The sequence below is a fragment of the Streptococcus sp. genome (assembly GCF_019414905.1).
Lineage (GTDB): Bacteria > Bacillota > Bacilli > Lactobacillales > Streptococcaceae > Streptococcus.
In genome coordinates, this window is sequence record NZ_DXLC01000198.1 from 1 (window position 1) to 3340 (window position 3340).

The following is a 3340-nucleotide window of genomic DNA, read 5'->3' on the forward strand; positions in this document are numbered from 1 at the left end:
TACCAAATCCTTCTAAGGCATCAAAAATGCCATCTTCTTCTAATGTTTTTGTAATATAATCTGCTTTTTCTTTGATGTTATCATGAGAAATTCCCATTGCAACGCTGATTCCAGCATAATCAAAGAGTTCTAAGTCGTTGAGGCCATCTCCAAAAACCATGACGTTCTCTGGTTTCAAGCCAAGGTGTTCCACAACCTTTTCCACACCCGTCGCTTTGGAGCCTGAAATCGGCACAATATCAGACGAATGTTGATGCCAACGAACCATGCGAAGTTTATCTGAGAGACTGTCAGGCAAGTGCAAGTCATCTCCCTTATCTTCAAAAGTCCACATCTGATAGATATCTTCTTTTTCATGGAAATCTGGATCCACATCCAAATCGGGATAAATTGGATCAATAGCCTCACTGATCATCTCAGTTCGAGCGGAGAGTTTGGCAGCATGACTTCCAACTAAACCATACTCAATTCCCTCTTGCTTAGCCCAAGAGATATACTCCTCAACATCTGATTTCTCAATCTGATGTTGATAAATGACCTGACCTTTTTTATCTTCGATATAAGCTCCATTTAAGGTCACAAAAAAGTCAGGATTGAGATCACGAATCTCTGGCACGACACCAAAAATCCCTCGTCCAGAAGCAATACCTGTCAAAATTCCTTTCTCACGTAATTGCTTAAAAACAGTTGGGATTGAAGCTGGAATAAAACCTGTCTTTGAATTCCTCAATGTATCATCAATATCAAAAAAGACAATCTTGATCTTCTTTGCCTTGTATCTTAATTTGGCATCCATCTCACTACCTCTTTCAATCTAACTCTTTCCATTATACCATAAAGTAGCTAAATCCCCTATTTTCAAAGAAATTCGCTATCTCTTATTCGAACTTCTTGGATAAGTACAGAACTAAATCATCATTATTTTGAATAGTAGCATTCATTTCCAAGGGTTGATTTCGATACCAGACACCTGTCCCATCTGGAATGTAGCCCCGTCTGATATACAATCTCTGGGCAGGGCCATAGCCTAAGTGCAAACCTACACCAAGAGTGACCTTACTCGAAACAACCTTGACTCGTTTTTCTGCTTCTTCTAGCAGTTGATTCCCAATCCCTTGATTTCGAAAAGGCTCAAACACATTAAAATCTGATAATTCTGGATAGACTTCTGCAAAAGGACCATGTTTAGCAGAGGGCAAAATGGTAACGTAGCCCGCTACAGCACCATCAATCTCTGCAACTAAGACTTCTCTCTCCCCACTTTCCTGTTCCTTAAAGTATCGAGTTAAAATCTCCTCTCTACTTGGCCAACCTTGGCTGATAAATCCTCGAGATAGATCTTTAATGTCAGATTCTTGCATTTTTCTAATTGAACATGTCGTCTTCATAAGTTGCTCCTTTAAAGCTTTCTCCTACCATTATAGCACGCCAAGGTCAGAAAAAAACTATCTCGTGAAAAAAGACCCAACCGGGTCTCAATTCGCTTTCTTGTTTCAAAGCTCGTGAAAAAGAGGTCCACCCGGACCCAACTCGCTCTCTCATTTCAAGGCTCGTGAAAAAAAGACCCAACCGGGTCTTTTCTTTAATCTTCGTTTACGAAAGGCATCAAAGCCATTACGCGAGCGCGTTTGATAGCTGTTGTTACTTTACGTTGGTTTTTAGCTGAAGTTCCTGTTACACGACGAGGAAGGATTTTCCCACGTTCTGAAACGAAACGGCTAAGAAGCTCAGTATCTTTGTAATCAACATATTCAATTTTGTTTGCTGCGATGTAATCAACTTTTTTACGGCGTTTGAATCCGCCACGACGTTGTTGAGCCATGTTTTTTCTCCTTTATAATTTTAGTTGTCCATTAGAATGGTAAATCATCATCTGAAATATCCAATGGATTTGTTGCTCCAAATGGATTTTCATCACGTGAAAAGTCTGGTACTGAATTTGTAGGTGCTGAATAGTTTGCAGTTGGTGCAGAGTAAGCTCCACCTGTATGACCTTCACGCACGCTACGGCTTTCCAACATTTGGAAATTCTCAGCCACGACCTCTGTCACGTAGACACGTTGTCCTTGCTGGTTATCGTAACTACGAGTCTGTATACGACCTGTCACCCCGATAAGTGAGCCTTTTTTAGCCCAGTTAGCAAGGTTTTCAGCCTGTTGGCGCCACATAACGACATTGATAAAATCAGCCTCACGTTCGCCATTTTGACTCTTAAATGTACGGTTTACTGCAAGAGTAAAAGTCGCAACTGCTACATTTGATGGGGTATAACGCAACTCAGCGTCACGTGTCATACGCCCTACAAGTACAACATTGTTAATCATAGTTTACCTTCTTACGCGTCAGTTTTGACGATCATGTGACGAAGAATGTCAGCGTTGATTTTTGAAAGACGGTCAAACTCTTTAAGAGCTGCATCGTCATTTGCTTCAACGTTAACGATGTGGTAAAGTCCTTCACGGAAATCTTTGATTTCGTATGCAAGACGACGTTTTTCCCAAGATTTTGATTCAACAACAGTTGCACCGTTGTCAGTCAAAATAGAGTCAAAACGTGCTACCAAAGCGTTTTTAGCTTCTTCTTCAATGTTTGGACGAATGATATAAAGAATTTCGTATTTAGCCATTGATATGTTCCTCCTTTTGGTCTAATGACCCCAAGACTTTGCAAGGGGTAAGTGAGGTTCGCTCACAATAAACTATTATACTAGAAAAAAATTTTTTACGCAAGTAAAAACTCTGAAATAAAAAAAGAAGATGACGAATCATCTTCTCAAAAACTATGAGTTTTTAGTCTTCTTTTTTCTTGCGAGCAAGAAGTCCAAATCCACCTAGGGCTCCAAGAAGTCCAAGCGCTGCAAGACTAGCGTTAGCTTCTGTACCAGTATTTGGCAATTCTTTTTGACCATCAACATATTTAGGTGTTGTTGGTTGTTTTGGTTGCTCAGGTACTGTTGGCATTTCCGGAGTCACTGGTTGCTCTGGGGTCTCTGGCTCTTGTGGAGAAACTGGTTGTACTGGTTCAACCGGTGTTGGAGTTGGCATCTCAACTTTGCGGAAGATATGTCTGATATTTCCATTTGAACCTGTCACAGTCTTCACATATTCGTAACCTGGAATTGTTCCCGGTTCTTTAGAACCTAGCTCAGTTGGTTTCAATGGATTTCCATTCTCATCAGTCCAAGTAGTTGTATTTTGCTTACCTGGATTTGGTTGAGGAACAGGTGAAGGTGTTGGAGCTGGTGGTGTTAATTTTTCGTAGACATGTTCGATGTCGCCATTTGGTAGTTTCTTCGTTTCTACAAATCTGTACTCTGGAATGTCTTTCTTATCTACTGAAC

Annotated in this window: 6 protein-coding genes; all 6 read right to left on the minus strand. The window is 40.6% G+C overall.

Translation table 11 applies throughout. The features are described from left to right. Window positions 1-796 (minus strand): Cof-type HAD-IIB family hydrolase (locus tag QZ359_RS05935; RefSeq protein WP_293963991.1); only part of this gene is annotated, 796 nt, incomplete at its 3' end. A gap of 82 nt (window positions 797-878) precedes the next feature. Then, a complete protein-coding gene (locus QZ359_RS05940) occupies window positions 879-1388 on the minus strand; it encodes a GNAT family N-acetyltransferase (protein ID WP_060806294.1) in 510 nt (169 codons plus the stop codon). A gap of 194 nt (window positions 1389-1582) precedes the next feature. Further along, window positions 1583-1822 carry a 30S ribosomal protein S18 gene (gene rpsR / locus QZ359_RS05945; protein WP_000068664.1) on the minus strand — a complete coding sequence of 80 codons (240 nt, stop codon included), beginning with the start codon at window positions 1820-1822 and terminating at the stop codon, window positions 1583-1585. A gap of 31 nt (window positions 1823-1853) precedes the next feature. After that, window positions 1854-2324 (minus strand): single-stranded DNA-binding protein SsbA, encoded by a 471-nt coding sequence (ssbA, locus tag QZ359_RS05950; RefSeq protein WP_000609606.1) that lies wholly within the window; start codon window positions 2322-2324, stop codon window positions 1854-1856. Between the two features lie 11 nt (window positions 2325-2335). Then, window positions 2336-2626 (minus strand): 30S ribosomal protein S6, encoded by a 291-nt coding sequence (rpsF, locus tag QZ359_RS05955; protein WP_001151778.1) that lies wholly within the window; start codon window positions 2624-2626, stop codon window positions 2336-2338. Window positions 2627-2789: 163 nt separating this feature from the next. Continuing rightward, the coding region (locus QZ359_RS05960) for an LPXTG cell wall anchor domain-containing protein (protein ID WP_293963996.1) at window positions 2790-3340 on the minus strand (551 nt) is incomplete at its 5' end.